At 56.1% G+C, this 23,350-nt stretch carries 19 protein-coding genes and 1 tRNA gene; 8 read left to right on the forward strand and 12 right to left on the reverse strand.

Features of this window, described 5'->3' with window-relative positions:
* Positions 1 to 8: 8 nt before the first annotated feature.
* Together B9Z42_RS07845 and gluQRS are read left to right on the forward strand one after the other, a co-directional pair.
* On the forward strand, positions 9 to 1,076 hold the full coding sequence (locus B9Z42_RS07845; protein ID WP_100133044.1) for an NAD(P)/FAD-dependent oxidoreductase: 1,068 nt from the start codon (positions 9 to 11) through the stop codon (positions 1,074 to 1,076).
* On the forward strand, positions 1,058 to 2,014 hold the full coding sequence (gene gluQRS / locus B9Z42_RS07850; protein WP_369806864.1) for a tRNA glutamyl-Q(34) synthetase GluQRS: 957 nt from the start codon (positions 1,058 to 1,060) through the stop codon (positions 2,012 to 2,014). The genes B9Z42_RS07845 and gluQRS overlap by 19 nt, the downstream gene beginning before the upstream one ends.
* On the opposite strand, the gene B9Z42_RS07855 is transcribed toward gluQRS, so the two are convergent.
* Genes B9Z42_RS07855 through B9Z42_RS07885 form a run of 7 tightly spaced genes read right to left on the reverse strand, consistent with a single transcriptional unit; the run spans position 1,982 to position 12,826 of the window.
* Complete coding sequence (locus tag B9Z42_RS07855; RefSeq protein WP_100132824.1) at positions 1,982 to 2,698, reverse strand: M48 family metallopeptidase; 717 nt, start codon at positions 2,696 to 2,698, stop codon at positions 1,982 to 1,984. The two genes, gluQRS and B9Z42_RS07855, sit on opposite strands and share 33 nt — an antisense overlap.
* Positions 2,698 to 5,826, reverse strand: a complete 3,129-nt coding sequence (locus tag B9Z42_RS07860) for a type I restriction endonuclease subunit R (RefSeq protein ID WP_100132825.1) — start codon at positions 5,824 to 5,826, stop codon at positions 2,698 to 2,700. Before B9Z42_RS07860 ends, B9Z42_RS07855 begins: the two co-directional genes overlap by 1 nt.
* A gap of 21 nt (positions 5,827 to 5,847) precedes the next feature.
* Positions 5,848 to 7,266, reverse strand: a complete 1,419-nt coding sequence (locus B9Z42_RS07865) for a Fic family protein (protein WP_100132826.1) — start codon at positions 7,264 to 7,266, stop codon at positions 5,848 to 5,850.
* A complete protein-coding gene (locus tag B9Z42_RS07870) occupies positions 7,263 to 7,841 on the reverse strand; it encodes an SLATT domain-containing protein (protein ID WP_100132827.1) in 579 nt (192 codons plus the stop codon). Before B9Z42_RS07870 ends, B9Z42_RS07865 begins: the two co-directional genes overlap by 4 nt.
* Positions 7,834 to 9,138, reverse strand: a complete 1,305-nt coding sequence (locus B9Z42_RS07875; protein ID WP_100132828.1) for a nucleotidyltransferase — start codon at positions 9,136 to 9,138, stop codon at positions 7,834 to 7,836. Before B9Z42_RS07875 ends, B9Z42_RS07870 begins: the two co-directional genes overlap by 8 nt.
* Positions 9,135 to 10,367 carry a restriction endonuclease subunit S gene (locus B9Z42_RS07880; protein ID WP_100132829.1) on the reverse strand — a complete coding sequence of 411 codons (1,233 nt, stop codon included), beginning with the start codon at positions 10,365 to 10,367 and terminating at the stop codon, positions 9,135 to 9,137. Before B9Z42_RS07880 ends, B9Z42_RS07875 begins: the two co-directional genes overlap by 4 nt.
* The gene (locus tag B9Z42_RS07885; RefSeq protein WP_100132830.1) at positions 10,358 to 12,826 is read right to left on the reverse strand and encodes a class I SAM-dependent DNA methyltransferase; all 2,469 of its coding nucleotides are present in this window, start codon (positions 12,824 to 12,826) and stop codon (positions 10,358 to 10,360) included. The genes B9Z42_RS07880 and B9Z42_RS07885 overlap by 10 nt, the downstream gene beginning before the upstream one ends.
* 99 nt (positions 12,827 to 12,925) lie before the next feature.
* Here B9Z42_RS07885 and trmB point away from each other — a divergent pair, with 99 nt between their 5' ends.
* Both trmB and B9Z42_RS07895 read left to right on the forward strand, forming a co-directional pair.
* Entirely contained in the window at positions 12,926 to 13,651 is a 726-nt protein-coding gene (gene trmB, locus B9Z42_RS07890; protein ID WP_100132831.1) for a tRNA (guanosine(46)-N7)-methyltransferase TrmB, read from the forward strand.
* Between the two features lie 20 nt (positions 13,652 to 13,671).
* The gene (locus tag B9Z42_RS07895; RefSeq protein WP_100132832.1) at positions 13,672 to 14,568 is read left to right on the forward strand and encodes a pseudouridine synthase; all 897 of its coding nucleotides are present in this window, start codon (positions 13,672 to 13,674) and stop codon (positions 14,566 to 14,568) included.
* Between the two features lie 68 nt (positions 14,569 to 14,636).
* Here the strand turns inward: B9Z42_RS07895 and B9Z42_RS07900 are convergent, their stop codons facing one another.
* The 3 genes from B9Z42_RS07900 to alaS all read right to left on the reverse strand — a co-directional run bounded on the left by B9Z42_RS07900 (position 14,637) and on the right by alaS (position 19,161).
* Complete coding sequence (locus B9Z42_RS07900) at positions 14,637 to 15,773, reverse strand: transglutaminase-like domain-containing protein (protein WP_100132833.1); 1,137 nt, start codon at positions 15,771 to 15,773, stop codon at positions 14,637 to 14,639.
* A gap of 128 nt (positions 15,774 to 15,901) precedes the next feature.
* On the reverse strand, positions 15,902 to 16,504 hold the full coding sequence (locus B9Z42_RS07905) for a TlpA disulfide reductase family protein (RefSeq protein WP_100132834.1): 603 nt from the start codon (positions 16,502 to 16,504) through the stop codon (positions 15,902 to 15,904).
* Positions 16,505 to 16,509: 5 nt separating this feature from the next.
* The gene (gene alaS / locus B9Z42_RS07910) at positions 16,510 to 19,161 is read right to left on the reverse strand and encodes an alanine--tRNA ligase (protein ID WP_100132835.1); all 2,652 of its coding nucleotides are present in this window, start codon (positions 19,159 to 19,161) and stop codon (positions 16,510 to 16,512) included.
* 88 nt (positions 19,162 to 19,249) lie between these two features.
* On the opposite strand from alaS, the gene B9Z42_RS07915 reads away from it, so the two are divergent.
* The 3 genes from B9Z42_RS07915 to B9Z42_RS07925 all read left to right on the forward strand — a co-directional run bounded on the left by B9Z42_RS07915 (position 19,250) and on the right by B9Z42_RS07925 (position 21,272).
* On the forward strand, positions 19,250 to 20,728 hold the full coding sequence (locus tag B9Z42_RS07915) for an NAD-dependent succinate-semialdehyde dehydrogenase (protein WP_100133045.1): 1,479 nt from the start codon (positions 19,250 to 19,252) through the stop codon (positions 20,726 to 20,728).
* Between the two features lie 110 nt (positions 20,729 to 20,838).
* Positions 20,839 to 21,180, forward strand: coding sequence for a hypothetical protein (locus tag B9Z42_RS07920; RefSeq protein WP_100132836.1), 342 nt, complete (start codon positions 20,839 to 20,841; stop codon positions 21,178 to 21,180).
* Between the two features lie 18 nt (positions 21,181 to 21,198).
* Positions 21,199 to 21,272 (forward strand) — tRNA-Gly (locus B9Z42_RS07925).
* Between the two features lie 49 nt (positions 21,273 to 21,321).
* Here the strand turns inward: B9Z42_RS07925 and B9Z42_RS07930 are convergent.
* Positions 21,322 to 21,960: a 3-oxoacid CoA-transferase subunit B gene (locus tag B9Z42_RS07930; RefSeq protein WP_100132837.1), complete on the reverse strand. Its 639-nt coding sequence runs from the start codon at positions 21,958 to 21,960 to the stop codon at positions 21,322 to 21,324.
* 1 nt (position 21,961) lies between these two features.
* Positions 21,962 to 22,669: a CoA transferase subunit A gene (locus B9Z42_RS07935; RefSeq protein ID WP_100133046.1), complete on the reverse strand. Its 708-nt coding sequence runs from the start codon at positions 22,667 to 22,669 to the stop codon at positions 21,962 to 21,964.
* A 112-nt stretch (positions 22,670 to 22,781) separates the two neighbouring features.
* Here B9Z42_RS07935 and B9Z42_RS07940 point away from each other — a divergent pair, with 112 nt between their 5' ends.
* The gene (locus B9Z42_RS07940; protein ID WP_100132838.1) at positions 22,782 to 23,348 is read left to right on the forward strand and encodes a PAS and helix-turn-helix domain-containing protein; all 567 of its coding nucleotides are present in this window, start codon (positions 22,782 to 22,784) and stop codon (positions 23,346 to 23,348) included.
* Positions 23,349 to 23,350 lie beyond the last annotated feature (2 nt).

Here is a 23,350-nt window from a genome sequence, read left to right on the forward strand (position 1 = left end):
TGCAACACATGACCTTAAACATCGCCATCATCGGAGCCGGCATCGCTGGCATCACCGCAGCCCGCACCCTGGCCCAAGCTGGCCACCGTGTGCATGTGTTTGAAAAGAGCCGCGGCGCAGGCGGACGCATGTCCACCCGCGAAAGCGCTTTTGGCACCTTCGACCACGGCACCCAGTTCTTCACCGTGCGTGACCCGCGCTTTTCGCTGGCTCTGCAAAGCGTGGCCGGTACCACCGACATTTGCCGCCCTTGGAGCGCCAACGCCGTGCGTGTGCTCGACCCGCAAGGCCATGTGTTTGAAGCCGCTCGCAACACCAAAGATGCACACTTCGTGGCCAAGCCCGGCATGAATGCCTTGGTCCGCCACTGGGCCAAACCTTTGGGCAATGACGTGGTTTATCAAACCCAAGTCACACGCTTGGAACGCTCGGCCAAAGGCCAATGGACCGTGCATGCCGTCAACAGCGCATCAGGCACCGACGTGACCGAAAAACACGCCGGCTTTGACCGCGTGCTGATGGCAATTCCCTCCGTGCAAACCGAACAACTGCTGCGCAACTCCGGCAAAGGCACTGCCAGCGCCGCTTGGCTCAAAGCCATGGCCAAAGTAGAAGTGGCCCCTTGCTGGACGCTGATGTTGGCCTTCCCCAACGCCATCCAACCCGAATTGCACATCGGCCCTCAATGGAACGCTGCCCGCAGCACCCACCACCGCGTGGCGTGGTTGGCGCGTGAATCGTCCAAACCCGGTCGCGGCAAGCTGGAGCGCTGGACCGTCCAGGCCAGCGCCGATTGGTCCACCGAACACTTGCAAGACACAGCCCCCCGAGTGAAAGCCAAACTGCTGCGCGCCTTCGCCGAACTGACCGGCATTCGCGCCGAGCCCTCGCACGCCGAAGTGCACCGATGGCTGTATGCCAAAACCATCACGCCCCTGGGCGTGTCGCACCAGTACAACCCCGCCAATGGCTTGGGCACCTGCGGCGACTGGCACTTGGGTCACCGCGTCGAAGACGGTTTTGTGTCGGGTCTTGAACTCGCCTTGACCGTTTGCCAATCGGCACACCGCCTGTAACCCGCTCACACGCGGGCAACGCGTGTGATTTTTCTGTGCACTACATCGGTCGCTTTGCACCTTCACCCACGGGCCCGCTTCATGCGGGCTCGCTCGTTGCTGCGCTCGCCAGTTGGTTAGACGCCCGTGCGCACGGTGGCCAATGGCTGGTGCGCATCGAAGATGTGGACACACCGCGCTGCATACCCGACGCCGACCAACGCATCCTCCAACAACTCGCCACCTGCGGCCTCATGCCCGATGCCCCTGTAGTGTGGCAATCGCAACGCGGCAATGCCTACCAAGCTGCGCTAGACAGTTTGATTGCCAAAGGCTGGGCCTACCCCTGCGGCTGCTCACGCAAAGACATTGAAGGCGCCCATGCGTTGATGGGCAACGCCCGCGCCCGCCACAGCGCGGCGGTCTACCCCGGCACATGCCGCCACGGTTTGAACGGCAAAGATGCACGCGCATGGCGTTTGAATGTGCAACGCGTGATCGACGATTTAAAACTTGCCACGCCTTTGACATGGCAAGACCGTTTGCTTGGCAGCCAACAACAAGACGTGGCCAAAGAAGTCGGCGACTTTGTGCTGCGCCGAGCCGACGGCCTGTGGGCCTACCAACTCGCAGTCGTCGTCGACGATGCTGCCCAAGGCATCACCCACATCGTGCGTGGCGCAGATTTGACCGACAACACCGCACGCCAAATCGTGTTGCAACATGCGTTGGACTTGCCCACGCCTAGCTACATGCACACGCCACTGGTGCTGGGTGAGAACGGGGAGAAGTTGAGTAAACAAAACGGCGCTGAGGCGTTGGACTTGAACGATCCTCTCCAAGCTTTGAACCGTGCGGCACAAGCTTTAGGTCTTGCTGGTTGCCCCACTTCGATTAAAGATGCGTTGCGTCAATGGACGCAAGCCTCACTCGCGCCAGCCTTCGTGCCCCAGAGGTAAGGCGTTGAGCTCAGCGCGACATTCGCGCCAATGTGGCCAATGCTGATCAAGTAACGCCACGAATCGTTCGTTGTGTGTGGGCTCTAATAAATGGGCCATCTCATGAACCACCACGTATTCCACCAAGTCTTTGGGTTTTTTCACCAGCTCAGTATTAAGTCGAATATTGCCCGCATGGTGGTTACAGCTGCCCCACTTTGTTTTCATACGTTGCAAAAAGTAGCCTGACACCTTCACGCCTAACTTAGGCTCCCACTTGGCAATCAGCTTGGGCACCAGCGCATGCAGCAGCGACTTGTGCCATTCATGCATCACCTCTAGCCGCTTTGCGGCATCGTGCCCAGGCCTAACGCTGAGGGTAATGCGTTTGTGGTCTAGCTTGACATGTGGTTTCACGTTTACATCAACCACTGTCATCAAATAACGGCGTCCCCACACATGATGGCTCTCTCGCTCCACAAATTGGCGCGGGGCTTCGCGTGCTTGCGCACTGAGCATGGCCTGCTGCTGGCGAATCCATTGCAACTTGGTAATGGCATAAGCACGAGCCACTTCAGGACGTGTGCCTAGCGGAGCCACCAGCGTGACCTTGCCATGTGGCGGCAACACGGTCAGGTGCACGTTCTTGATGGCTTTAAACGCCATCGAGATCGTGATGTCACCCAACTCAATCACGCTACTCATCAGTAACCCGGTTGGTTCTTGACCAGTTCAAACACCGCCAGCGTGGCCTCGCGGCTTTTGCCAAGCGCTTTGTGGATCAGGTTTTGCACCACTCGCTCTTTGACTTCATCGCCCTTCCAGCCAGCAGGCGCTTCAGCCTTGATCGCTTTATCCAACTTCAAAGCCAACTGCAAACGCTCATCGCCATAGGCAGTTTTGGCTTCGGCTATTGCATGCACCTCTACTTCAGGAGCAACCACATTTATCAAGTTGTTGTACAGCGTTGTGGCTTCACGATTGCCTTTCAGCGCCATAGGCACGCCAGCATCAGGGTGGCCTTGAACCAGCTTCTTCACCAGCACCTCTGCATTGCGCAAGAACGATTCATAGGCCTCGGTGTCGTCACGCTTTTGCTTGATCAAATCGTCCAACAACTTGGACATCTGGTCATAAAAACGCGGATCGGTAAGGCGGTCGCGAATGATGGTTTTTCGCACGTTGTTGATGATGCCCTCTGCAATCGAATCCCGCGACGCCTTGCCCTTGGCATTGAGCTTTTGGGCAATCGCATCGTGAATGCCAGTCTTGATGATCAAGTCGGTCAACGACAAGGTTTCCAGGTCTCCCAACACATGGGCCGAATCGGCCTGAATGTAGGTGTTGATCAAGTGCCGCATATCAGCCTCGTAAGGCTTGATGTCAAACTCTTCGCCCGAGTGCATCTTGATGGCCTCACGCACCTCGACGTAAAAATCAGCCTCTTTTTGCAGGGCCTGAACATCGGCAGGCGAGTAACCCGCTTCGGCCAGGTTTTGCGCCAAATCGGCATAGGCCCGCACAAAGGTCGACACCGACTTGTAAAACGTGATGCGCAGCGGCTCGGTGTTGGTCAGCGCCTCGGGGTCGCTGGCGTGACCACAAAAGTAGTGAATGAATTGCTCAATCTCTTTGGGCGAAGACACTGGCGCACACAAATAACTCAGCGCCTCGCGTGCTGCGTCCAGCTTGGCTTTGCCTTCTTTGAGCCAGTCTTTGACGATCACGTTGCCGTCATCGCCATCGGCGTCGTCAATGTCCAGCTCGTCAGACGTGTAAACCGCAATCGCGTTTTGCACGTTCTGAAACAGCTCTTTGTAGTCCACGATGTGGCCGTAATCCTTGTCCTCACCATCCAGGCGGTTGGTGCGGCAAATGGCCTGAAAGAGGTTGTGGTCCCGCAGTTCGTTGTCCAGATAAATGTAGGTGCAGCTGGGCGCATCAAAGCCCGTGAGCAGCTTGCTCACCACAATCAACAGCTTCAAGTTGGCAGGCTCTTCAATGAAGCGGCGCTTCATCTCGTCTTCGTACTGCTTGGTGGTCTGGTCTTTGGCCAGCACATGCTGGGTGTATGTGTCGAACTTGTAACGCTCATCGCTCTTGGGCGGTTCGCGAGAAATCGCGTTGTGGTTAGGCTGGTACGACGTAATGATGCCGCAGTAATCACCAAAGCTCGTATTCCTGAACAAGCGCAAATAGTGACAGGCATCGTAAATGGACGCCGCCACCAAAATGGCGGTGCCCCGGTTGTTGTCCAGTCGGGGCTTGACGCCAAAGTCGTGAATGATGTCGGCCACGATGCGGCCCTTGCGCTCACCCGCGCTCATCAGGCTCTCCATCGTCGCCCAATGGCGGCGCAGCTCTGACTTTTTGTAATTGTTCAGCCCACGGGTCTTGGTTTCAAACCAATCGTCCACGGCCTTTTTGTTGGTCAGCTGCTGGGGCACCGTGCGGGCTTCGTATTTCAGGTCCAGCACCACCTTGTCTTCCACCGCTTGGTGAAACTTGTAGGTGTGGATGTAGGTGCCAAACACATCACGCGTGGTTTGCTTGTCTTTGCGCAGCAGCGGCGTGCCGGTAAAGCCAATGAACACGGCCGAAGACAGCCAGCGCTTCATCTGCTTGTTCATGTCGCCGCCCTGGGTGCGGTGGCATTCGTCCACAAACACATAAAAGCGGCCCTTCACGGGCGGCGGATCGCCCTTCAGGTCGGCTGCATCAAACTTGTGGATCAAGGCGCACATCAAACGCGGCGCAGGCTGCGACAGCATGTCTACCAACTCGCGGCGGCTGGTGATGCGTGGCGACGGCGCATCGGCGCTGATCACCCCAGCGTTTTTCATCACCCCGGTGATCTGTTTGTCGAGCTCGTCCCGGTCGGTCACGATCAGCACCCGCGCATCGGGCTCGTTTTCCAGAATCCACTTGGCCAGCAGCACCATCAAAATGCTCTTGCCGCTGCCCTGGGTGTGCCAGATCACGCCGCCCTCGCGCATCTTGATGCGCAACTGCGCCGCCTTGATGCCCTCGTATTGGTGCAAACGCGGCACCTTCTTTTGACCCGCGTCAAACACCACAAAATTGCGCATCAAATCCAGCAAACGAGTTGGCTCGCACATTTGCGCCAATGGCTCGTCCAACAAACTGCCCGCAGCCAAATCGCTGGCAGCGCCCGGCATGCCTAGGGTGTGGTGTTTCCACTCGACATAAAACTTCTCAGGCGTGCCCGCCGTGCCATAACGCAAGCCCTGCGAGTCGTTACCCGCCAAAGTCAGCTGCACCGTGCTGAAAAAGCTTTGGTTAAAGATCGGCTCTTGGTTGGTGTTGAGCTGACGAATGCCATCGGCCACCTCCACAGAACCGCGCTTGAGCTCCAGCACCACCACGGCCATGCCGTTGATGTAGAGCACCACGTCGGGGCGACGCTCGTGCCCACCTCTGAGCGTGACCTCTTGGGCCAAACCAAAGTCATTGGCCTGCGGGTTGCCCCAGTCAATCAGGTGCACCGTCTCGTGCGCAGCGCCTGCAGCCACTTGCACTTGCACGCCGTAGCGCAACAGCTGGTAAGTGCGCAAATTTGCCTGGTACAGCGTGATGCCCGTCACATCGGTTGCCGCTTGCAACTTGGTCAAGGCCTGCGAAATATGAGCCGCTGAATAACCCCGCTTTTGCAGGCTGGCATGCAACAGGTCCAACTCTACACAGCGGTTTCCATCGCGTTGACTCCAGTCGCCCAAGTAGGCGTAACCCAAGCCACCTTGGGCCACGGGCCGGGTGATGCGCTCGACCACGCGGTTTTGTGTGACCCGCTCGGGCCGCAATGTTGTGCTCACTCAGTCGTCTCCCTGATTTTTTTATTCTGTATAGGCCTTGCCTGCTGCAGTCAGTCGGTATTTTTGATTGCGGCTTTGCGGCTTGTCGGGGATGGTCATTTCCACCAAGCCCGAGGTCACTGCTGCCTGCTGGTAGCTTTCACGGAAGTGTTTTTCATCCTTGAGACCCAAACTGGCCATGAGTTCTGCCCTACTCATCTCCCCGACCAGCACTTGCAACAAGCGCCCAACTTCGGGGGTGACTTCGGGGGTGACTTCGGGGGTGACTTCGGTAGAAACCACCGAAGCAGCCACCGTCCGCCAAACCACCGCCCTAAATTGGTTAATTTCCGGTTCATCCACCAAATCAATCTTGGGCCAAGCATCCAAGGCGCGGGGCACGCCTGTGCCCATGCCACGGTAAGGCAAGATGTGCGCCGCGTGCTCGGCCAGCACTTGGTTGCGGCGATTGGACACGCCCGTGCGAATTTGCTCGGGCGTCAGGCTGTCGGGCAAATGGCCGGGGCTGATGATCTCCACCCGGTCGGTGAACACAAACAGGCGAATGGTGGCGCTGACCAAAAAGTCGCGGTGCACCAAGGCGTTGACCAGCAACTCCACCAATGCTTCTTCGGGGAGCTCTAGCTGGCCCAGCGTGTTGAAGCCCCTGCCCGCCTGCACCTTGTGCAAGCTGCGCTTGAGAAAAGCCATGCCGCGCTCAAACTGCTCGTCCAGCGGGCCATCAATGTTCTCGCTGTCGAGGTAACGCATGTCGCCCAAGCGAGTGCTCGGAAACCACACCGCGCCAATCTGGCACACCGGCAGCAGCCGCTGCGGGTGCTTGCCAAACAACAACACCCCCGCCAAGTTGGGCACGCCGCCCTGCGCCAGTTGCAGGTTTTCCATCAGCTGGGCAACGGGCAAGCCTGCTGCGCTCAGGCTTTGGCCATAGCGCCGCTCGAAGTAGCGGCCAAAGGCACGCTCGTCAATGTCGGCCACCGTGGCGTTGCGCACCGGCACTTGGTCGGCCTGCAGCAGCCCACCGCGCTGGAACATGCGCTGCATTTCTTCACGCGCCGTCACATGGCGCTTATCGGCCCCGCTTTTCACCCAGACGCGGCCTTGCAGGTCCATATAAGGTTTGTTCAGCCCATCGGGCACCGACACCACCAGCACCAAACCTTGGGCGGTTTGCACGTTGTCGGTCTGCGGGTGCAGCGGCGGGCGCACATGCTGGCTGGCCGCGTTGCTGATGAGCTGGTTCAAACGCCGTACATCGGCCGCATCCAGCCCGACAATACTGCCGTCATCGTCCACGCCCAAAAACACCGTACCTCCGCCGCTGTTGGCGAACGCAGCCAGCTCCGCCGCCATGCCGTCGGCATTGGTGGCGTCGCGCTTGAACTGGTGGCGGCTGTCTTCGCCACGGGCCAATGTTTGCAGTAGGTCGACTTCGGTCATGGTTGCTTGCGCTTCAATTCCCTGGGAAGAAATGCATCAATCTCGTCATCAGAGAATGTCATATCTTCAAGTTCTTTGAGTGCCTTTTGAGCTTGCGTATATGCTTTGTAGTTGGTACTCGGTGCGCCTGAATAAACAACGTGCAAATCATCCGCCAAGTGGTCACGCAGACTTCGTAAATCATCAAGCGAAGCACCGCCCATGCGCAGATCAGTCAAGAGTGAGAGGTACTTTTCACGAATGACCCACAAGTCCGCGCCAGCTTGTCTGTGTTTTTGAGCAATCTCTCCCAAATCGTAGTCTTTGGTATATGAGTTCAAGACGAGAAGGATTGTTGACAGTAAAACGACAATCAGTGTTCCAAATTTTTTAAATTCAGCCAGTGATGAAAACTCAAACAGTGTCGTTAGCAAACCTCCTGTAACCAAAGCCGACAAAATGATTTGTGCAAGCTTAATTTTCTTATGTAGTTCCAACAAAATATCGGCGCATTTTTCATGGGTTTTATGAGAGTAAACCACACGCACATAGCACTCACGAAGCTGCCCCTCAAGAACCATTTCTGCATTAGTCATAGTCACTCCCATCCGCAACAATCGGCACATGAATTCTGTCTTTGGCAACAACCACGCCATCCATCACGCAATAACACTCAACGATATGTTCGCCCATGAACTGCGTTTTTTCTGATCTACGCATACTGCCGTCATCCTCAACTATTTGCCCTCGAATGGAGTCTCTTCGAATTGCCTCTACCCCTCGATTTAGAACCTTCCAATAGATTTTGTAGGGTTCGGCAACGGAAACCTCACTGACATAGAAAAGCAAGTCTTTCTTCGCTCTCAGAGGAAACCTCAACCTGAGTAAATCACGAAGAATGAACTTTCTAAAACCATTTTGTTTGACCTCACAGTCAATATTCAAATACTCTCGAATGTCAATTGGAAATCTATCTTCAATGAATTCCTCAGTATCACGCCAGCTGCGAGCTGCCATTCTTACTGTTGCTTCTTTTGCTGCTGGGAAAGGTCGTCCATAGACCTTTTTCCATTTTTCATTGACATTTTTTTGCTCTTCTGCATCGATAGCTTCAAGGCATAGGCTGTAGGCCTTTTTAGCTTTCTTTTGAAACTTTCTTTTTACCTTGACTCGCTGACGACTTCCTGGGGCTGCGTACTCAGTTTGCTCAGGCAATTCAGAAAGATATTTGAAAAAATCTCGACTCAGAAAATCGTAATAAAGAAAACTTTTCTCATCGTAGTCAGAAGTTGAATCAAGAAATTTATAGGCCAACGTATCGATTAATAAGCCACCCATCCCAACGCCATGCTTGTTCTTCCATGCACGAGCCATTTTGCATAGCCGTCGCAGATTTGAGTTTTTCAACGTATCCAGGTCAGCGATTGCGTCCATTTCTTCTCTGGGTTTGGTAATTTTCCAGTTACCGCCATTGGCCGTGTCGGGGTATTTGTAACTATTGTCGTCTTGCTCAAATACTGGCTGAACCTCAACATGAAAGTCCTTATAAGTCACTGTCACCACAAGGCGATCTACTCGGACTTTGGTGGTTGGATAACGATTCACGATTGCTTCTTTTGCGTCCTGCAAAAGCTTCAACTGGCCACCCACCTTGTTGTAGTCATCCCATTTCGTCTTGGGCATGATGAAGAGCATGTCCAAGTCAGAAATTCCATTGATACCAGTTTTTCTACCGAATGACCCAACTTGCAATGTATTAGCTGTCTTTGACTCGGTATCTCGAAATTGCTTGTTGAGTGCTGCCGTTAACTCACCATATCGCAAACTGATAGTTTCGGCATTGAAAATGACCAAGTTACCGATGAACTCAGAAAACATATCGGCGATGCTCATACCAAACGTGTCCTTCCTGTCAAAAGCTCTTGCATCATTCCTTGCTTTAAGTCCAGAGTTTTTTTGAATCGAAACTCGAGGGCAGAGAGTTCGGCATCTATGTCAGAGAGGGCTGCAGCGATGGCAACTTGTTCGCTGAAATCATTAGGTACAGCAATTTGCACGGCTGCTACATCTGTTGAATTGACGGAGTCAAAGGTTGACCCTTTGGAGATTCTTTCCCAACTGGGTTCAAGATAGATAAGTGCGTGATAAATAAAATCATTTGAAGTTCGTACAACACAGACACCCCGACCAATACAAAAATCAAAAGTAGCACGAGCGACCTCACCAACAGGCGCACGAACCGACAACAAAACATCACCCAACTTACCTTGCTTAGTAATTTTTGTCGTAAATACGCGTTTGATCGTCTGGCGGTCTCGGATATCTGCGTTACCTTGAATTAGTGGTAAACCTTGACCTTTGCTGTTGTAGTTGACAGAGCTAGGTGATTGACCCATTTCAATCTCTGAAATATCACCCAACCCCCTCACTGACCACGCCCCACTAAACCCAGGCAAGCGGGTTTGGCCGGTAAGGAGTTGTTGCATGATGGCTTGCTTGAGGTCGCGCTTTTTGACGATCAGTTTTTCCAGTCCGGCGATCAGGGAATCGACGTCGGAGAGGGCTGTTGCGATCGCTCTCATTTCAGTGTCATCTAAAGGCAAAGAGATTCTGAATTGAAAAAGTTCTTTAAGAGTCACGCTTGCCTGATTTGCGTTGCCCCGAAAGATTGCCTCAATGTGTGAAAAATATCTCTTCGTTCGTAAATTATTTAGAAGAATTCGCTGAACGTACTCACGATGATTCCTGTCGCGTAGTAACACTGCATTTTGATTGAGCAGCATATTTTTATGCGAATGATCAATCAGGATCACCTTGCCCACCATAGAGTCATACATTGGGGGCTTTGATCCAACTGTGGAGACAATCAGGTCATGCTCCTTGAGTTGCCAATTGGCGTACTTAGACACATTTCGGTCAGACACGTAGATCGCGTCTTCTGCTTTGATCGAATCATAGGTTGTGTCACTAACTCGCAGAACTCGAATGCCCGTGCTTTGGTATTCACTTGATTTAAAAGGAAAGCCCTTCGTATAGGTAATTAGCTCTGAAAGTTGTGCAACTTCCCACTCATCGGGAATTACACCGACCTCAGTCTGCTTGTAGCCGATTTCTAGCCCCATATCACCCCCATCCGCTTGAGGTGCTCACCCACCTTGGCCGACAGGGCCTCCACCTCATCTTCCAGAGCAGGCAGCGGCGTGGCATAGCGTTCGGCCAGTTCGCGGATGCGGCGGGTCAGGGTTTGGCTCACGCGGTCCAGTTCGGCTTGCAGACTGGTTTGCAAGGTGGCCAGCCATTTGTCGTGCACCACCAGTTGTTGGGTTTCTGCTTCGGTTAGCGTGGCGTAGCGGCTGTAGGCTTTTTGCTCCAGCGCGGCGTCCAGCGTTTTCACGGTTTTCTTGAGGGTGGCTTCTTCGTCGCTGAGTTTGAGCCAAGTTTTCAGCACCGCCAACTCGTCAGCAGCATCCGCATCGTTGCCGATTTCCTTGATGCGGCTTTTCACTTCTTTGTCGTTGATTTTTTCGAAGCCGGCAAAGGTCATGTCTTCGGCGCTGTGCTCTTCTTCCAGCTCGGCCAGTTGGGCGCTCACGGCGTCGAGCTCGGCCTGTTTGGCGTCGAGTGCGGCTTGTTCGGCGGCGTAGTAGCGGGCAATCAGCAAGGCCCGGGGAATCAGGTCACTCTTGTAGCGGCGTTTGTTGACCACAAAGTCGTGCGCTTCGGGCCACACCAGTTTGTTGTCTTTGTTTTTGACTTGCACCACTTCGCGCAGGGTGCGTGCGCTGGCCCAGCCGTCTTGCACCAGCAGGTACACGTCGTCTTGCATGACCTCGGCCCAATAGTCCATGAGGTGTTGGTACACGTCATACGCGTCCACCAAGGGCACGGGCTTGAAGGTGGCCAGCAGGTCTTCGGCCAGTTGCTCCACCAGGGCTTTGGGTTTGTCGCCGGGCTGAATGCCTGGCAGTGCAGGCAAGTTGCGAGTTTGCCATGCGGCAAAGCTGCTGGTGGCTTGGGTGTTGAAGGCCACAAACTCGGGGTGGGCCAGCACGGCGGCCTTCACCTCGTTCATGGGTTGTTGCAGCTGGGCATAGCCTTCGCGCAGGTGTTTAAACAGCATGTTGCGCAAGGCGGGCATGACCTTCCAGTAGGCGGCCAGTGCGTCCAGGTCGCGGTTGGGGATGCCGCCCGTCATGTGGGCTTGCAGGTCTTGAATGTCTTCGGCCTCTGTGCTGTCGATGTAGCGCGGCAGGTTGAGGTTGTAGGCGTTTTTGTCGCTGGCAATTTCATCCAACGGCACCATGCGGGCGAAGCCAGCCAAGTCTTCGAGCTTGTCAAACGCATCGACGATTTTGTGGATGTCTTGCTCGCGCAGTTTGTTTTTGTTGCCGTCTTTGATGAAGCCTTTGCTGGCGTCGATCATCATCACGCCCTTGCGGGCGTTGGCGTTTTGCTTGTCCAGCACCAACACACAGGCCGGAATGCCCGTGCCATAAAACAGGTTGGCAGGCAGGCCGATGATGCCTTTCAAGATGCCGGACTTGACGAGCTTTTCGCGAATCACCGCCTCGGCATTGCCCCTGAACAACACCCCGTGCGGCAAGATGCAGGCAGCTTTGCCGCTGCTGTTCATGCTGCGGATGATGTGCATGAGGTAGGCGTAGTCGCCCTGCTTGGGTGGCGGCACGCCCCAGCCAAAGCGTTGGTACGGGTCGCTGGCACCGCTGTCGCCCAAGGTCAGACCCGTGCTCCACTCTTTGTCGCTGAATGGTGGGTTGGCCACTACGTAGTCGTAGGTGCGAAGCTGTTCGCCGTCTTTGAACTTGGGCGCAGTGAGCGTGTTGCCGCTCAGCACATTGGCCGTGGGGAAGTCGTGCAAGATCATGTTCATGCGGGCCAGGCCCGCTGTGGTCACGTCTTTTTCTTGGCCTTCAAGGGTGATTTGCTTGCCTGCCTCGGCAGCTACTTTGAGCAGCAGCGATCCGGACCCACAGGTGGGGTCGTATGCCGTGGTTTTGGCGCTGGTGTTGTCGGGGCCAACGCCCAGCACCTTGGCCAGAATGCGGCTGACTTCGCTGGGGGTGTAGAACTGGCCTTTGCTTTTGCCCGAGTCTTGCGCGAAGTGGCGCATGAGGAATTCATATGCATCGCCCAGGATGTCGTCGTGGTCAGCGCGGTTTTGCGAAAAGTCCAGCTCGGGCTTTTGGAAAATGGCAATCAGGTTACCCAGCCGCTCAACCATTTCCTTGCCTTCGCCCAGTTTGTTGGGGTCGTTGAAGTCCGGAAAGTCGCTGCGGGCCAGTTTGCTGTTGGCATCAATCAGCGGCTGGATGATCTGGGTGTTGATCTTGTCGCCAATGTCGCTCTTGCCCTTCAGCTCAATCATGTCCTTGAAGCTGCCCCCTTGGGGGATGACCACCGCCGGGGCAAAGTCGTCGCTGTTGGCGTACTTGTCGCTCACGTATTTAATGAACAGCATGAACAGGACGTAGTCCTTGTACTGGCTGGCATCCATGCCCCCGCGCAATGCGTCGCAAGAGGCCCAAAGGGAGGAATACAGGTCGGATTTTTTGATGGCCATAGCCAATGATTATTAGTGATTTGAGATCCTATAAATTCACCAGAATTTGGCATGCTCTAGTCCCACGATAATCACCGGTAACTGAAAGACTCGCTTGCCATGACCGCCGACACACCCACCACTCCAGACGCCACAAAATCCGACGCCCCCTTCATGCGCGTCATCAAAACCTACGTGCTGCGCGCGGGGCGTATGGGGCCTGGTCAGACGCGTGCTTTTGAGCAGTTCGGCCCGCAGTTTTTGGTGCCCTACACGCCTGAGCGTTTGGACACCGCCGCCACTTTTGGCCGCACCGCTCCCCTGATTTTGGAAATCGGCTTTGGCATGGGCGACGCGACCGCCAAAATTGCGCAGACCCGACCTGACGACAACTTTTTGTGTTGCGAAGTACATGCTCCCGGTGTGGGCGCGTTGCTCAAGCGCTGCGGCGAAGAAAGCATTGGCAATATCCGCATCGTGCAGCACGACGCGATCGAGGTGATGGACCACATGCTGGGCGAAAACAGCCTCGACGGTGTGCACATCTTCTTTCCCGACCCTTGGCACAAGAGCCGTCACCACAAACGCCGTTTGATTCAAAGCGCGTTTGTCAACCGCTTGGCCAAACACATCAAACCCGGCGGCTATCTGCACTTGGCCACCGACTGGCAACCGTATTCAGAGCAAATGATGCACGTGGTGTCCGCCGAGCCCTTGCTCAAAAACACCGCAACAGACCCCAGCGGCTTTGCCGAAAAGCCCGCCTACCGCCCGCTCACGAAGTTTGAAAACCGTGGCTTGAAACTCGGTCACGGCGTGTGGGACTTGGTGTTCACCAAGGTCTAACACCTCTGAAAACCACTCCCATGCGAATCCCCACGCGCAACGGCGTAGGTGCCAGCCGCGTGTCGCTGCCGGTTGGACCTTGGTCCACGGTGTTGGATTTCTTGCTGGAGCGCATGCCCGACATTTCGCGCGACGAGTGGTTGCAACGCTTCGATGACCAACTGGTGCTGGATGAATCCGCGCAACCTGTCAAAGCCACGCAGACCTACAAGCCACGCACCAAGCTTTACTACTACCGCCACATCGCCAACGAACCGGTGCTGCCCGAAAAAGCCAGCCTCGTGTTTGAAGACGACCGTTTGCTGGTGGCCGACAAACCGCACTTCATGCCGGTCACGCCTGCGGGTCGTTATGTGCAACAAAGTTTGTTGGTACAGCTCAAACACCTCACCAGCAATGACGACCTCGTGCCCCTGCACCGCATCGACCGCGAAACCGCTGGACTCGTGATGTTTGGCAAGCGCCTGCAAGATCGCGATGCCTATCACGCCTTGTTTCGCGACAAAAAAATGCACAAGGTGTACGAAGCGGTGGCGGCCTACGACCCCGCGCTTGAATTGCCACGCGTACACATCAGTCGCCTAAAGCCCGACGAACTTTTTTTCAGAACTCAAGAAGTGGATGGCGAGCCCAACAGTGAAACACGCATCAGCCTGCTCAAAATAGAGGGTGCGCGCGCGCTGTACCAGTTAGAGCCCGTCAGCGGCAAGCGCCACCAACTGCGCGTACACATGATGGCACTGGGCTTGCCACTCGAAGGCGACCAGTTTTACCCCACAGTTTTACGCGGGCCAGATGCAGACGAAGACTTCAGCCAGCCGTTGCAGCTGCTGGCCAAAAGCGTCGCCTTTACCGACCCCGTCACAGGGCAAGACCGAGAGTTTCACAGCGCAATGCGTTTGAGCATCGCGCTTTAGAGCTTCAAGCATGAAGGCGCGAAGGCCCGAGGCATTGAAGCGTCAGGCCAACCCAACGCTTCCAACATTTAAGCTTTGATTTCGCGTGCCGTGATTTGGTACTTGAAACTGTCAGGTGCGTAAGAGTCTGAGCGGCCATCCACCGTCTCAGCGACGGGGTACATCAAGAAACCCAAGCGGTCTTCTTTGCTGCCGGGCAAGGTCACATCGTGCGCCGTGTTCCAGCCCAGCCAGTTGCCTTCCCAGCCGCCGAACAGGCGGTTGTAGACGGGCTGCACGACGGCGTTGTCGGTGCGCTTGATCCACTCAGGTGTCTCCATGCGCATCACTTTGGCCACGTCAGCGGGGTCCATCGCCACCCAACCGTGGGCTTGCAAATACACCTCGGCACGGCAGTGTTGCGCGCCTTTCAAGCTGGCAGGGTTGCCCGACAACTCTTTGTAGCCAAAAGCCGAAGGCACCAAACGAATGCCGTACACATCGCGGGCGGGCACGCCGACCGAGCGGCACAGGCCCACAAACAAGGCGTTGATGTCGGCGCATTTGCCGCCTAAGTTGCCCGTTTCCAGCATGGTTTTGATGTCGCCCTCACCGCAACCGCGTGTCTTGGGTTCGCGCCAAGCATTGGCCACGACCCAGTCGTAAATAGCGCGCGCTTTTTGGGCGTCGGTCTTCGCACCTTGCGTGGCTTTGAGGGCCGTGGTGCGCACGATGCCGTCGGTCGGCAAGAAATGTGTGGCTCGGGTGTAGTGATGCAACGTACCCGCATCCTCTCGGGTGAATGCGTGCGCTGTGGGTTGATTGATGTCCACAAAGCGGCTTTGGGTTTGCACGCGGCTGGTGATTTCGACAAACGGCGTGACGCCGGCAGCGAACTGGGTGTAGAGCATGCGAGCGCCGTCCACACCGTCGCTGGTGATGCGTGAGGTGCCGTTGGATTGGAAGCTGCTTTCCAGCGATTGCTGCCAATCCGAATTGATGCTGGGCACGGGCAACCAGACACGAGAGGCTGCACCTTTGACGTCGGCCAAGTCAACACGGGTGGTGACTTCAAACGTGCGCCATTGGCCCGCTTGTGGCTCGAAGCGGCGCGCAGTTTGGAAGTTTGTTTGGGAATTGGTTTGGGCCACAGCAAAGCCAGGCACACCAGAGAGGGCGCACGCAGCTGCGGCCCCCTTGAGAAGGGAACGACGCACGAGAGTCATGAAAGAGAGCTCCGAATAGTGAATGAGACCTGTCGGCACATGCAAGGCGATCACGCGAGATGAAACAACGCGCCGCACCTATGCCCCGAAGGCAGGTCACCTCACACAAAGCGCATGAGGCGCGCAGATTATCGCTTGGGGGTAGCCACCTTCGATGGCACGTTGGAGATGGGAACGGTTTGGCGTACATCGGCCAACCATGTATTCGCCTGCGGCCCACTCCAGTCCACATCCCCCATCACGCGCCAGCGGGCTTGGCCGTTAGGAGCAATGAGGATGGTGGTGGGGTAGACGGCCACGCCCCACCGCTTGGCCAACTCGCCTTTGGGGTCTGAAATGACTGGGAACGTCATGCCCGTGCTTTGCATGTATCGGGCTGCGCGTGCAGCAGGTTCTCGCACGTTGATGGTGAGCACCACGGTTTGGCTGTCGCTGATGTCATGCAGGGTTTGCAACGTGGGCAATTCGTCTTTACACGGCGCGCACCAAGTGGCCCAAAAATTGAGAACGACCACTTTGCCTGTTAGCTCAGCTGTGGTCCACGCTTTGCCTTGCAAATCGACGGCTTCGATTTTGGGCGTCGCCGTGTTGGCGGGCCATGCGGTTTTATCAAACTGCGCCCAAGCATCCGTGGCCATCAAACTTGAAGCCAAGACGGCGAGGCAAACACCAAGAAAAAGGCCCAACACGGGTTGGGCCTTTGTTTGCATGTCTTGTGAACGTGAGTTCATGCGGATCACAAGCGTTCAGTCACCCAAGCTTGCACACTGGCCAAAGCCTTGGGCAAGGCTGCAGCGTCAGTGCCACCCGCCATCGCCATGTCCGGCTTGCCGCCACCTTTGCCGCCGACTTGCTGGGCCACAAAGTTGGCCAACTCGCCCGCCTTGACTTTGCCCACGTTGTCAGCGGTGACACCTGCAGCGATGTTCACCTTCTCGCCATCAACAGCCGCCAACACGATGACGGCCGACTTCATCTTGTCTTTGAGCTTGTCCATGGTGTCGCGCAAAGTTTTGGCGTCTGCGCCGTCGAGCTTGGCCACCAAAAGCTTGGTGCCTTTGATGTCCACCGCTTGCGTCAGCAGCTCATCGCTTTGCGCGGAAGCCACTTTGCCTTTGAGGGCCGACACTTCTTTTTCGAGGGTTTTGATTTGCTCCAACACTTGCGCCAAACGTGCGTTGAGTTCGGTGGGTGGCGCTTTGAGCGCACCAGCGGCTTGCGCCACAGAGTCTTCAAGGGACTGCAAATAAGCCAGCGCATTGGCGCCTGTGACGGCTTCAATGCGGCGTACACCAGCGGCCACACCGCTCTCGCCCACCACTTTGAACAAGCCGATGTCGCCCGTGGCTTTGACGTGTGTGCCACCGCACAGCTCACGGCTAGAACCAATGTCGAGCACGCGCACGGTCTCACCGTACTTCTCGCCAAACAACATCATGGCGCCAGTTTTCTGAGCGGACTCGATATCCATCACACGCGCTTGTGCTGCAGCGTTGGCCAAAATTTCGGCGTTGACCTTGGCTTCAATCTCCCGAATCTGCGCATCGGTGACGGGTGCGTTGTGCGCAAAGTCAAAACGGGTGCGCTCGGCATTCACCAAGCTGCCTTTTTGTTGCACGTGGTCGCCCAACACTTCACGCAAGGCTTTGTGCATCAAGTGGGTGGCAGAGTGGTTGCGCACGGTAGCTGCGCGCACTTGTGTGTTGACCTGTGCGTCGACGTGGTCGCCTACGGCCAACGTGCCTTGGGTCAAAGTGCCGTGGTGGCCAAACACATCGGCCTTGATTTTCAAGGTGTCTTCCACCGCAAAGCTGGCTGAACCACTGACCAACACGCCAGCATCGCCCACTTGGCCGCCGCTCTCGGCGTAGAAGGGGGTCGTGTCCAACACCACCACGCCCGTTTGGCCGTGCTTGAGTTCGGCCACGGCGTTGCCGTCTAAGTACACAGCCACCACTTTGGACGTGGCTTTGAGGTCGTCATAGCCCACAAACGTGTTGCCAGCGCCGGTGTAGTCCAAGGCCTTGTCCATTTTGAACTTGCCGGCGGCGCGGGCTTGGGATTTTTGTTTCTCCATCGCGGCGGCAAAGCCTGCTTCATCCACGCTCAAGCCACGCTCGCGGCACACGTCGGCCGACAAGTCGAGTGGAAAGCCGTAGGTGTCGTGCAGCTTGAAAGCCACATCACCCGGCAATACTTTCACGCCGCCTTCCAAAGCGGCATCCAAAATTTGCATGCCCACGCCAAGGGTTTCAAAGAAGCGTTCTTCTTCGGCCTTCAACACCGACGCAATGCGCTCGGCTTGGCTGGCCATATTGGGGTAAGCATCTCCCATGAGCTTGACCAAGTCAGGAACGAGTTTGTGGAAGAACGGTTTTTTCTGACCCAACAAATACCCGTGGCGAATGGCGCGGCGGATGATGCGGCGTTGAACATAGCCACGGCCTTCGTTGCTGGGCACCACGCCGTCGCTCACCAAGAACGAGGTGGCCCGGATGTGGTCTGCAATCACACGCAAGCTCTTATGGCCCAGATCGGTGCAGCCGGTTTCGCGTGACGCGGCTTTGATGAGCGCATCAAAAATGTCGATTTCGTAGTTGCTGTGCACATGTTGCAAGATAGCCGCCAAGCGCTCGAGGCCCATGCCCGTGTCCACGCAAGGCGCGGGCAGTGGTGTTACGGCGCCTGTATCGTCCATGTTGAACTGCATGAACACGTTGTTCCAAATCTCAATAAAGCGGTCACCGTCTTCATCGGGGCTGCCGGGCGGGCCGCCTGGGATGTGGTCGCCGTGGTCGTAGAAGATTTCAGAACAAGGACCGCAAGGGCCGGTGTCGGCCATCATCCAAAAGTTATCGCTCTTGTAGCGGCCGCCTTTGTTGTCGCCAATTCGGATGATGCGGGTTTCTTGCACGATGCGCTCAGGCGTCCAGCCGGCCTTGACAAAAATGCCGTGCCAAATGTCATACGCCTCGTCGTCTTCCATGTACACAGTGGCATAGAGCTTGTCGGCGGGCAATTTGTAAACCTCGGTCAACAACTCCCAAGCCCACTGCAACGATTCGCGTTTGAAGTAGTCACCAAACGACCAGTTGCCCAGCATTTCGAAGAAGGTGTGGTGGCGGGCGGTGTAGCCCACGTTTTCTAAGTCGTTGTGTTTGCCGCCGGCGCGCAAGCAGGCTTGGACTGAGGCTGCGCGCACGTAAGAGCGCTTGTCTTCGCCCAAGAACACGTCTTTGAACTGGACCATGCCCGAGTTGGTGAACATCAAGGTGGGGTCATTGCCCGGCACCAGGGGGCTAGAGGCCACCACGGTGTGGCCTTTGGACTCGAAGAAGTCCAAGAACGTTTTGCGGATGTCGGCGACGGTGAATTGCGGTTTAGTCATCCTGAAATTATAAGTTTGGGTGTCACCCCAGGGTCATTCAGGCTACCGACCCAGCGGTATGCTCGGTGCATTGAATTTGGAGACCCACATGGACATGAAAACAGCGCCCCTTTCTTTGCTCAACGACCCCAGCTTGCTCAAGACCGACGCCTTGATCAACGGTCAATGGATACAAGGCGCCAGCCGTTTCGATGTGCTTGACCCCGCCACCGGCAAAAAACTGGCCGATGTGGCCAACCTTGGGGCTCAAGATGCCGAAGCCGCCATCAACGCCGCCAATGCGGCTTGGCCTGCGTGGCGCAACAAAACCGGCAAAGAGCGCAGCATTTTGTTGCGCAAGTGGTACGACCTGTTGATGGCCAACCAAGAAGACTTGGGCCGCATCATGACCGCCGAGCAAGGCAAACCCTTTGCCGAAGCCAAGGGCGAAGTGGCCTACGGCGCGAGCTTTGTGGAATGGTTTGCTGAAGAAGCCAAGCGCGTGAACGGCGAAACCTTGCCCCAGTTCGACAACAACCGCCGCTTGATGGTGCTCAAGCAGCCCATTGGCGTGTGCGCCGCCATCACGCCATGGAACTTCCCGCTGGCCATGATCACCCGCAAGGTTGCTCCAGCCCTGGCTGCAGGCTGCCCCGTGATCATCAAACCCGCCGAACTCACACCGCTCACCGCCTTAGCGGCTGCCGAGCTGGCTATTCGCGCAGGCATCCCTGCTGGCGTGTTGAACATCCTCACCGCCGACAGCGACAACAGCATTGCCGTGGGCAAAGTGTTCTGCTCACACGACGTGGTGCGCCACATCAGCTTCACAGGCTCTACCGAGGTGGGCCGCATCTTGATGGCGCAGTCGGCACCCAGCATCAAGAAACTGGCCTTGGAACTGGGCGGCAACGCCCCCTTCATCGTGTTTGACGATGCCGACATCGACAGCGCCGTCGAAGGTGCGATGGCGAGTAAATACCGTAACGCGGGCCAAACTTGCGTCTGCGCCAACCGTATTTACGTGCAAGACGCGGTGTACGACGAGTTTGTGCAAAAGTTCGCTGCCAAGGTCAAAGCGCTTAAGGTCGGCAACGGCTTTGAGGACGGCGTGATGCAAGGCCCACTGATCGAAGATGCGGCCGTCGAAAAAGTCGAGCGCCATGTGCAAGACGCGCTCGCCAAAGGCGGCAAACTGATCACCGGCGGCCACAAAATCGGCGGCCAGTTCTTCGAACCCACCGTCATTGCCGATGCCCGAGCCGACATGCTCTGCGCCCGCGAAGAAACCTTCGGCCCCTTCGCCCCCGTGTTCCGCTTCCACAACGACCAAGAAGCCATCGATGCCGCTAACAACACCGAGTTTGGTTTGGCCAGTTATTTCTACAGCCGCGACGTCGGCCGCATTTACCGCGTGAGCGAAGCGCTGGAGTACGGCATGGTGGGCATCAACGTGGGCATCATCGCCACTGAACATGTGCCATTTGGCGGTGTCAAACAGTCCGGATTGGGGCGCGAAGGCTCCAGTCACGGCATGGACGAATACCTAGAAATGAAGTACCTGTGTATTGGCGATATCTTGAAATAACATCAAAGTTAACAGCCACCCTTGATTTCAGGGATTTGACGCCAATTTATGGAAACAATGTATACAATTCATGCAGTCGATTTTCCTAGGCAAGCGAGGGCATAAGCATCATGAAAACCAAACAAATTTACCTACGTTTTCTCAACCTCATCCACGCGTTGGAAGGGGAAGCGCACACGCCTGCCATGGACCTCGATGCCAAGAAATTGCTCGAAATGATTGCAGTGCGTCATGAGCAAGAAAAACCGCTGACGGTGACAGAAGCCATGGCGCTTGGCACCATTGCGTCCCCTGCCACCATTCACCGCAAACTCGATCAATTGCGCGAACTCGGCATGATTGACACGGTGTTTGAAGGCAAGAACCGCCGTACCAAATATTTGGTGCCAACCCAAGCATCACACGACTACTTCGAAAGCATCGGCAAGGCCATGCAAGCCGCACTGGCCTGAACGGTCTGACACTCACAAGCGGGTGTCGTTCAATGGTAGGACTCTTGCTTCCCAAGCAAATAACGTGGGTTCGATTCCCATCACCCGCTCCAAGTAAAAAAGCCGCTCACTGAGCGGCTTTTTTGTGGCTGACGCACTAAGTTAAATGAGCGCCACGCCTGTCTTGCTCTGCAAGAACTCACGCGTCACACCGGGTGCCAACTCAATCACCTTCAGGCCTTCGGGCACCACGTCCATCACGGCCAAGTCCGTGATGATGCGGTCCACCACGCCGACGCCAGTCAAAGGCAAGGTGCATTCTTTCAAGATTTTCAAATCTTCGGTACCGTCTTTTTTCTTGGCAACATGCTCCATCAAAATGATCACGCGCTTGACGCCTGCGACCAAGTCCATCGCGCCGCCCATGCCCTTGACCATCTTGCCGGGGATCATCCAGTTGGCCAGATCGCCCTTTTCGCTCACCTGCATGGCACCCAAAATAGACAGGTTGATCTTGCCGCCACGGATCATGGCAAACGACTGCTCGCTGCCAAAAATTGACGAGCCTTTGATGGTCGTCACGGTTTGCTTGCCGGCGTTGATCAGGTCGGCATCGACTTCGTCTTCAACGGGGAAGGGGCCGATGCCCAACATGCCGTTCTCACTTTGCAACCAGACTTCCTTGTCGGCGGGCACGAAGTTGGCCACCAACGTGGGGATACCGATGCCCAGGTTCACGTAGAAACCGTCTTCCAGTTCATGGGCCGCACGGGCAGCCATTTGGTCTTGACTCCAGCTCATATCAAACTCCAGCCTTTTCAGTGATGGTGCGCTTTTCAATGCGCTTTTCGGGGGACGCATTCAGCACAATGCGGTGCACATAAATGCCGGGCAGATGCACGCTGTCGGGGTGCATGTCACCGGTCTCGACGATCTCTTCGACCTCGACCACGCAGATCTTGCCGGCCATCGCCACAGCCGGGTTGAAGTTGCGTGAGGTGTAGCGGAACTGCAGGTTGCCAGACTTGTCAGCGCGGTGCGCTTTGACAAATGACACATCGGGCACCAAAGAGCGCTCCATCACATACATCTCGCCGTCGAACTCACGCAGCTCTTTGCCTTCTGCCACCAAAGTGCCCACACCCGTCTTGGTGAAAAAGGCCGGAATGCCTGCACCACCCGCACGCAGCTTCTCGGCCAGCGTACCTTGTGGGGTGAACTCCAGCGCCAGCTCGCCCGCCAAGTACTGGCGTTCGAACTCTTTGTTCTCGCCCACGTAAGACGAAATCATCTTCTTGATTTGGCGGGTCTGCAGCAGCAAACCCAGGCCAAAGTCATCGACGCCCGCATTGTTAGAAATGGCAGTCAGGTTTTGCACACCGCTGTCGCGCAGGGCTGCAATCAAGGCTTCAGGGATGCCGCACAGGCCAAAACCGCCCACGCCAATGAGTTGCCCGTCAGCCACGATGCCCTTCAAGGCCTCAGCTGCGGATGGATAAATCTTGTTCACGCCAATCTCCAAATAGAGGATGAAAACGCCACGATACTACGTATTCAAATACGTAGTTTTTCGTAATGGTCAGTCCGTACACAGACCGGCAGACATTGTCACAGGATTGCGCATGAGCACAGCCCAGAAAATAGATTACCGCCTCGCCTTTGACTTGGCCCCCATCGGCATGGTCCTCTCAAGCAACCGCACCATGGTCGATTGCAACCAGCGGGTGTGTGAAATGTTTGGCACATCCCGCGAACAGCTGATCGGCCAGAGCTTTCAGCTGCTCTACCCCAGCGCCGACGAGTACGAGCGCACCGGCCAACGCATCACCCCCATCTTGAACACCAAAGGCGTGTACGCCGACGACCGCGTGATGAAACGCGTAGACGGCCGATTCAAGGGCGAAACCTTCTGGTGCCATGTGACCGGCCGGGCTCTGAACCGCGATGCCCCGCACGAGGCCGGCATCTGGACCTTTGAAGACCTGTCCGCACGCAAACCCGTCAAGGCCGAACTCACCGCCCGCGAACGCGAGGTGGCTGCCCACCTGATGGACGGCATGACCAGCAAAGAAATCGGCAAAGCACTGAACATCAGCCACCGCACAGTAGAAATCTACCGCGTCAAGCTCATGCGCAAATACCAGGCTTCAGGGGCTGCAGACTTGATTCAGAAGTTGATGCGGGGTTAACA

This window comes from Limnohabitans sp. B9-3 (assembly GCF_002778325.1).
GTDB classification, from domain to species: Bacteria; Pseudomonadota; Gammaproteobacteria; order Burkholderiales; family Burkholderiaceae_C; genus Limnohabitans; species Limnohabitans kasalickyi.

What these genes read in the sequence shown, in the direction of transcription:
- B9Z42_RS07885 (WP_100132830.1), bottom strand. Translation starts at nt 12,826, where the DNA reads ATGGCCATCAAAAAATCCGACCTGTATTCCTCCCTTTGGGCCTCTTGC.
- B9Z42_RS07880 (WP_100132829.1), bottom strand. Translation starts at nt 10,367, where the DNA reads ATGGGGCTAGAAATCGGCTACAAGCAGACTGAGGTCGGTGTAATTCCC.
- B9Z42_RS07855 (WP_100132824.1), bottom strand. Translation starts at nt 2,698, where the DNA reads ATGAGTAGCGTGATTGAGTTGGGTGACATCACGATCTCGATGGCGTTT.
- B9Z42_RS07845 (WP_100133044.1), top strand. Translation starts at nt 9, where the DNA reads ATGACCTTAAACATCGCCATCATCGGAGCCGGCATCGCTGGCATCACC.
- B9Z42_RS07870 (WP_100132827.1), bottom strand. Translation starts at nt 7,841, where the DNA reads ATGACTAATGCAGAAATGGTTCTTGAGGGGCAGCTTCGTGAGTGCTAT.
- B9Z42_RS07905 (WP_100132834.1), bottom strand. Translation starts at nt 16,504, where the DNA reads ATGAACTCACGTTCACAAGACATGCAAACAAAGGCCCAACCCGTGTTG.
- B9Z42_RS07930 (WP_100132837.1), bottom strand. Translation starts at nt 21,960, where the DNA reads ATGAGCTGGAGTCAAGACCAAATGGCTGCCCGTGCGGCCCATGAACTG.
- B9Z42_RS07900 (WP_100132833.1), bottom strand. Translation starts at nt 15,773, where the DNA reads ATGACTCTCGTGCGTCGTTCCCTTCTCAAGGGGGCCGCAGCTGCGTGC.
- B9Z42_RS07865 (WP_100132826.1), bottom strand. Translation starts at nt 7,266, where the DNA reads ATGACCGAAGTCGACCTACTGCAAACATTGGCCCGTGGCGAAGACAGC.
- B9Z42_RS07920 (WP_100132836.1), top strand. Translation starts at nt 20,839, where the DNA reads ATGAAAACCAAACAAATTTACCTACGTTTTCTCAACCTCATCCACGCG.
- trmB (WP_100132831.1), top strand. Translation starts at nt 12,926, where the DNA reads ATGACCGCCGACACACCCACCACTCCAGACGCCACAAAATCCGACGCC.
- B9Z42_RS07940 (WP_100132838.1), top strand. Translation starts at nt 22,782, where the DNA reads ATGAGCACAGCCCAGAAAATAGATTACCGCCTCGCCTTTGACTTGGCC.
- alaS (WP_100132835.1), bottom strand. Translation starts at nt 19,161, where the DNA reads ATGACTAAACCGCAATTCACCGTCGCCGACATCCGCAAAACGTTCTTG.
- B9Z42_RS07895 (WP_100132832.1), top strand. Translation starts at nt 13,672, where the DNA reads ATGCGAATCCCCACGCGCAACGGCGTAGGTGCCAGCCGCGTGTCGCTG.
- B9Z42_RS07875 (WP_100132828.1), bottom strand. Translation starts at nt 9,138, where the DNA reads ATGAGCATCGCCGATATGTTTTCTGAGTTCATCGGTAACTTGGTCATT.
- B9Z42_RS07915 (WP_100133045.1), top strand. Translation starts at nt 19,250, where the DNA reads ATGGACATGAAAACAGCGCCCCTTTCTTTGCTCAACGACCCCAGCTTG.